Source organism: Deinococcus rhizophilus, assembly GCF_030271215.1.
GTDB lineage: Bacteria > Deinococcota > Deinococci > Deinococcales > Deinococcaceae > Deinococcus > Deinococcus rhizophilus.
Map to the genome: position 1 here is coordinate 1 of NZ_JASNGB010000184.1, position 5,960 is coordinate 5,960.

Annotated in this window: 9 protein-coding genes; 2 read left to right on the top strand and 7 right to left on the bottom strand. The window is 71.2% G+C overall.

Annotated features, from left to right (window positions below):
* The 4 genes from QOL99_RS18015 to QOL99_RS14400 all read right to left on the bottom strand — a co-directional run.
* Positions 1-356 (bottom strand): DUF3656 domain-containing protein (locus QOL99_RS18015; protein ID WP_285524831.1); only part of this gene is annotated, 356 nt, incomplete at its 3' end.
* Positions 353-1,885: a peptidase U32 family protein gene (locus QOL99_RS14390; protein WP_456318864.1), complete on the bottom strand. Its 1,533-nt coding sequence runs from the start codon at positions 1,883-1,885 to the stop codon at positions 353-355. The genes QOL99_RS18015 and QOL99_RS14390, both read right to left, overlap by 4 nt.
* A complete protein-coding gene (locus QOL99_RS14395; protein ID WP_285524833.1) occupies positions 1,824-2,306 on the bottom strand; it encodes a universal stress protein in 483 nt (160 codons plus the stop codon). Before QOL99_RS14395 ends, QOL99_RS14390 begins: the two co-directional genes overlap by 62 nt.
* 48 nt (positions 2,307-2,354) lie before the next feature.
* Positions 2,355-2,645 (bottom strand): rhodanese-like domain-containing protein, encoded by a 291-nt coding sequence (locus QOL99_RS14400; RefSeq protein ID WP_285524834.1) that lies wholly within the window; start codon positions 2,643-2,645, stop codon positions 2,355-2,357.
* Positions 2,646-2,707: 62 nt separating this feature from the next.
* Here QOL99_RS14400 and QOL99_RS14405 point away from each other — a divergent pair, with 62 nt between their 5' ends.
* Positions 2,708-3,037 (top strand): rhodanese-like domain-containing protein, encoded by a 330-nt coding sequence (locus tag QOL99_RS14405; protein WP_285524835.1) that lies wholly within the window; start codon positions 2,708-2,710, stop codon positions 3,035-3,037.
* On the top strand, positions 3,037-3,390 hold the full coding sequence (locus QOL99_RS14410) for a metal-sulfur cluster assembly factor (RefSeq protein WP_285524836.1): 354 nt from the start codon (positions 3,037-3,039) through the stop codon (positions 3,388-3,390). Before QOL99_RS14405 ends, QOL99_RS14410 begins: the two co-directional genes overlap by 1 nt.
* Before the next feature lie 83 nt (positions 3,391-3,473).
* Here the strand turns inward: QOL99_RS14410 and QOL99_RS14415 are convergent, their stop codons facing one another.
* From QOL99_RS14415 to QOL99_RS14425, 3 genes are all read right to left on the bottom strand, one after another.
* Positions 3,474-4,166: a zinc metallopeptidase gene (locus QOL99_RS14415; RefSeq protein ID WP_285524837.1), complete on the bottom strand. Its 693-nt coding sequence runs from the start codon at positions 4,164-4,166 to the stop codon at positions 3,474-3,476.
* 58 nt (positions 4,167-4,224) lie between these two features.
* Complete coding sequence (locus tag QOL99_RS14420) at positions 4,225-4,515, bottom strand: stage V sporulation protein S (protein ID WP_285524838.1); 291 nt, start codon at positions 4,513-4,515, stop codon at positions 4,225-4,227.
* A gap of 96 nt (positions 4,516-4,611) precedes the next feature.
* Positions 4,612-5,793: an acyl-CoA dehydrogenase gene (locus QOL99_RS14425; RefSeq protein ID WP_285524839.1), complete on the bottom strand. Its 1,182-nt coding sequence runs from the start codon at positions 5,791-5,793 to the stop codon at positions 4,612-4,614.
* Positions 5,794-5,960: the final 167 nt, after the last annotated feature.

Genomic DNA, 5,960 nt, shown 5'->3' on the forward strand with positions numbered 1-5,960 from the left:
CGGGGCGTGATCCGGCGGGCCGGGGCCTCGGCGCGGAGGGCGGTCAGGCGGTCGGCGGCCTCGCGGCGCAGGGCGTTGAGGGCGGAGACGGGGAGGAAGCCCAATCCCGTGAGGTCAGCGGTCAGCCCGGCGAGGTGGTAGCCCGTGCCGCCCAGCTTGCCCAGGCTCTCGCGCAGGCCCTCTTCCGTCATTCCCCGGTTGCGGGCGGGCTGGAGGGGATCGGGGAGGGTGGTGGTGGCCGCGTGGCCGTGCTCGTCGGTCAGGGTGAGGGCGGGCGGCTCGCCGACGTGCCCCCGGAAGTGGGCGGTCACCGGGCGGGTGTAGACCGGGTCGGCGGCGTCCAGCAGCGGCTTCACACGGGCCGCCAGGCCAGGATCCTGGGTGCGCCACACCGGGTCGCCGGGGCGCACGCGGCCGGGGTCCACCGCGCCGCGCCCGAAGCGCAGTTCGTAGGTCCCGCCGGGGCGGACCTCCTCGACCTGCCGCCCACCCTGCCACAGACCGTACAGGAAGCCGCCTTCCTCGCGGCCNGGCGCACGCGGCCGGGGTCCACCGCGCCGCGCCCGAAGCGCAGTTCGTAGGTCCCGCCGGGGCGGACCTCCTCGACCTGCCGCCCACCCTGCCACAGACCGTACAGGAAGCCGCCTTCCTCGCGGCCCTCCGGGGTGCGCCAGTTGGCGGGGTCGAAGACGAGGCCGTCGCCGGGCTTGACCGTCTCCGAGAGGTCCACGAGCACGCCGCGCTCGGTCGTGCCGCGCACGGTGCCCACGCGCACGCCCCGGTGCCTCGGCGCCCGGCCGTGCACGACGGTCTGGTGGTTGGTGCCCGCGATGAAGTGCGGCCCCAGCCCGCGCGAGTAGACCTGTTCGAGATCGCGCTCCTCCTCCGGCGTGACGGAGAGGGGCAGGCCCGCCCACGCCTCGTCCACGGCCTTGCGGTAGGCGGCGGTGGTCAGGGCGACGAATTCGGCGTCCTTGTAGCGGCCCTCGATCTTGAGGCAGTTCACGCCGAGGTTCACGAGGTCGGGCACCTGATGCAGCGCGTAGAGGTCGCCCGGCGAGAGCAGGTAGCGGGCGTCCCCGAGGTCGCGGCGCACGCCGTCCACGAACAGGTCGTAGGGCAGGCGGCAGGCCTGGGCGCACTGGCCCCGGTTGGCGCTGCGGCCCCCCCATGCCTCCGAGGAAAAGCACTGGCCGGAGTAGCTCACGCACAGCGCCCCGTGGACGAAGGTTTCCAGCTCCATATCGGTCTGCGCGGCGATGCGGCCGATGTCGCGCAGCGAGAGCTCGCGGCCCAGTACCACCCGGCTGGCACCGAAGCGGCGGGCAAGTTCGGCGCCCTCGGCCGAGGTGATGCTCATCTGGGTAGAGCCGTGGATGGGGAGGTCGGGGCAGATCTCGTGGGCAAGGCGGGCGACCCCGTGGTCCTGCACGATAATCGCGTCCACGCCGCTCTCGGCGAGGTGGATGAGCTGCCGCTCGGCCTCCCGCAGCTCGCCGTCAAAGACGAGAATGTTGAAGGTCACGAAGCCCATCACGCCGCGGGCGTGGAGGGTCCGCATCAGCTCGGGGAGCTGTTCGTTGGTAAAGCCCACCTTGGCGCGGGCGTGGAAAGCCTCCACCCCGAAAAAGACGGCGTCGGCGCCCGCCTCGACCGCCGCCCGCAACTGGGGCCAGCCGCCGACAGGACTCATCACTTCTGGTTTCACACGCGCACGCGCCATAACGGGGCAGTCTAGCCGACCGGCTGGGGCGCGAGCGTGAGCGGGGGAACGGGGCCGGGGCCAGGTCCGGCAGTGGACGCTGGCCCCGTCGGGAAGAGGCTTACCGGCTGGCGATGGCTCCGCCACTCTGGACGGCGGCCCAACTCGGCACCGCCTGCCCATCGCGCACGAGCAGCACGGGCACCGGGGCGTGGTGGGTCACCGCTTCTGCGACGCTGCCGAGCAGGGCGCGGCTCAGGCCCGAGCGCCCGTGGGTGCTCATCACGATCAGATCGGCGCCGAGGGTCTTGGCGGCTTCCAGGATCAGCCGGGGCACCGGGCGGCCCGAGGCGCGTTCCAGCCGCAGGTCGGCGTGGGGGAGCCGGGTCTGGAGTTCGCCTTTCAGGGCCAGCAGCGCTTCTTCCTGCTGCTGCACGGCGTTCTCGGGAATATAGGCGTAGGCTTCGGCCACGGTAGGCAGGGGATCGGGCTGCACGTACAGGACCGAGAGATCGGCGCTCAGGGCGCGGGCGAGCGCGTCGGCGTGGGCAAGGGCCTGGTGGCCGAGGGAGCTGCCGTCGGTGGTGACGAGGATGCGGGGCATGGTCAACCTCCTATGGCCCCAGCCTCGGCTCCAGCCATTACCGGGGCGTTACCGCGTGCCCAGCTCGCGGCGCAGGGCAGGCAGGCCGCCGGGATAGGCGGTCGCGTCCAGCCCGTCGGCTTGCAGCAGCCGGGCGGCCAGGGCCGAGCGGGGGCCACGCTCGCACAGCACGACGAGGGGGCCGAGATCGGGGGTCAGGCCGTGGGTGCCGCGCTCGACCGCTTCCAGGGTCAGTGGGCGCACGGGCAGGGAGGTCAGGCGCTCCAGCGGCTCGCGGAAGCGCAGTTCCTGGGGCCGCAGGTCGATCAGGGTCGCGCCGGGGGGAAGACCGGTGGGCATGGGCCGAGTGTAGGGGGTCGGGGGCACGGTCGCATGGGACGGCGGGCCTGTATCCTGCCCGCATGACCCAGACCTCCATTCCCGACATCACCCCGGCCGAGGGCCACCAGCGGGTGCAGCAGGGTGCCCTCCTCGTGGACGTGCGCGAGCCGAATGAGTACGCCGAGCTTCATGCCGAGGGCGCCCGGCTCCTGCCGCTCAGCGAACTGGAGAGCCGATTCGGGGAACTGCCGAAAGACCGCCCGCTCGTGATGATCTGCCGCAGCGGCGCCCGCAGCGCCCGCGCCGGGGAATACCTTCGGGCGCAGGGCTACAGCGACGTGGTCAATCTCGCGGGCGGCACCCTCGCATGGGCCGACGCGGGCCTGCCCACCGCCGGAGGAGAACAGTGATGGAAGACCAGACCCAGACCGCCGCCCCCCAGGGCACCCTGCCCAACGAGGCACAGGTGCTCGAGGCCCTCAAGATCGTCAAGGACCCTGAGATTCCGGTCAACGTGGTGGACCTCGGCCTGATCTACGGGGTGGACGTGCAGCCGGGCGGCCTGGTGGACATCACCATGACGCTGACCAGCGTGGGCTGCCCGGTGCAGGACCTGATCCGCGCCGACGCGGAGATGGCAGTGGGGCGCCTCGACGGCGTCAGCGAGGTCAACGTGGAGTTCGTCTGGACGCCGCCGTGGGGACCGGACAAGATGACGGAAGACGGCAAGCGGCAGATGCGGATGTTCGGCTTCAACGTGTAGAAGGAGGCGGTAAAGAGGCGCCCCAGCCTGAGCCGGGGCGCCTTTTGTTGCTGGGGCTTCGTGTTGATGGGGCTCAGTGGAACTCAGTCGCTCTGGCTGCGGGCGATGCCCAGCACGTTGAGCAGCTGCGCGAGCGCCATCGCGAAGCCCGCGACGTAGGTCAGGGCGGCGGCAGTCAGCACGGTGCGGGCGCCCCCCGCCTCCTGACCGGAGACGATGCCGCGCTGGCCCATGTAGGCGAGTGCGCGGCGGCTCGCGTCGAACTCGACGGGCAGGGTGACGAGGTGAAAGAGCAGCGCCCCGGCAAAGAGGATCACGCCCACCCACAGCAGGCCGGTGAGTTGCAAGAAGATGCCCGCCAGCAGCAGCAGCGGCGCGAGGTTCATGCCCAGGCTCAGCGGCATGGCGAGGCGGCCGCGCAGCACCAGCGCGGGCATCCGCACCTTGTCCTGAATGGCGTGCCCGACCTCGTGCGCGGCGACGGCAAGGGCCGCGACGCTGGGCAGGCGGTAGTTGGCTTCCGAGAGGTTCACCGTCTTGCGGATGGGGTCGTAGTGGTCGGACAGCTTGCCCGGCACCATGTTGACGGGCACGTGCGAGAGGCCGTTCTCGTCGAGCATCATCCGGGCCAGCTCGGCGCCGGTCAGGTTGCGGCTGTTGCGCACCTGCCCCCACTTGCCGTAGGTGCGGCTGAGGTAGCCCTGAATGAAGAGCGAGGCGACGAAGATGATCAGAATCAAAGGCCAATACGACCCCTGGAAGGCGAGGAAGTCCATAGGCCCCCAGTATGAGCGGCCTGCACTCAGGTTCGGTGAAGACGGCCTTTAACCGCGTTCAGGCTTGCGGCACGGCCTGAACCAGAAAGCGCAGGGCGGTGCGCTCCTCATTGTGGTCCTCGAGCTTGATGAATTCCGGCTGCACGGTGAGGTCGAGTGCGTTGCCGACGAGGTAGCCCCGGGCGATGGCGAGGGCCTTGACCGCCTGATTCACGGCCGCCGGGCCGATCGCCTGCACCTCGACCTGTCCCTGCGAGCGCAGCAGGGCCGCGACTGCCCCCGCCACCGCGTTGGGCCGCGACTGGCCGGAGACACGCAACACTTCGGGCGAGGGCGGGGTCTGGATCATCACTGCTGTTCACTATAGCCTCATCTGACGCTCAGGGGGAAGGCCGCGTAACGGGGGCACCCCCTCCGGAATGCCCCCGCTCCTGGGCCTGAAAGCTCAGTCGGCGTACTCGGCAAAGACCGCGCGGCTGATCACGAGCTGCTGGATCTCGGAGGTGCCCTCGTAGATCTCGGTGACCTTGGCGTCGCGGTAGAGGCGCTCGACCGGGTACTCGCGGCTGTAGCCGTTGCCGCCGAAAATCTGGATGGCGTCGCGGGTCACGTCCACGGCGGCCTCCGACGCGAGCAGCTTGGCGACGGACGCCTCCTTGCCGTAGGGCTGGCCCTGGTCCTTGAGCCACGCGGCCTTGAGGGCCACCAGACGGGCGGCCTCGATGCGGGCGGCCATGCGGGCGATCTTGAACGACACGCCCTCGAACTCCTTCAGCTTCTTGCCGAACTGCTCGCGCTCGGCGGCGTACTTCGCGGCGTGCTCCAGGGCGGCGCGGGCGATGCCGAGGGCCTGCATGGCGATGCCGATGCGCCCGGCGTCGAGGCTGGCGAGGGCGATGATCAGGCCCTGGCCTTCCTCGCCCACCATGTTCTCCCCGGGCACGCGCACCCCGTCGAAGGTGACGGTGGTGGTGTGGGCGGCGTGCAGGCCCATCTTCTCCTCGGGGCGGCCGAAGCTCAGGCCGGGGGTGTTCTTTTCAACCACGAAGCAGGACACGCCGCGTGCGCCGGGGCCACCCGTGCGGGCCATCACGAGGTAGGTCTCGGCCTGCCCGCCGGAGGTGATCCAGGCCTTGGAGCCGTTCAGGACCCAGGCGCCCTCCTCGCGCTCGGCCCGCATCCGCAGGCTGGCCGCGTCGCTGCCCGCGCCGGGTTCGGTGAGGCAAAACGCGCCGATCTGCTCGCCGCGTGCCAGGGGACGCAAATACTTCTCGCGCTGGGCGTCGGTGCCGTAGCGCAGCAGCATCTGCTCGGGCAGGCCGTTTTGCACCGAGACGATCACGGCGACCGAGGCGTCGGCGGCGGCGATCTCCTCCAGGCACAGGGCGTAGGTCACCGAGTCCAGGCCCGCGCCGTCCCAGGCTTCGGGCAGGGTGGCGCCCATCAGGCCCAGTTCGGCCAGCCCGCGCAGTTGCCCGTGGGGAAACTCGCCGCTGCGGTCGTACTCGGCGGCCTTCGGCGCAATCTCTGCGCGGCAATATTCCCGGACATGCTGCACGATCAGGCGCTGGTCGCCGGACAGGGCAAAGCTCATGCCCGTGTCGGCGGCGGAAAGGGTGGCGGTCATGGGGCCCAGGCTAGCAAAGGCGGCTCAGGGCGACGGTCGGGCGGCTTCCAGTGCTCCGGAGAGCGCCTCCTCGATGCCGCGCCCACGCCAGGCACTCTCCACGCCGAGGGCCTCGCCGCCCTCCCAGGCCAGGGCCGCGCCGATCACGGAGCCGCCCGCCACGGCGA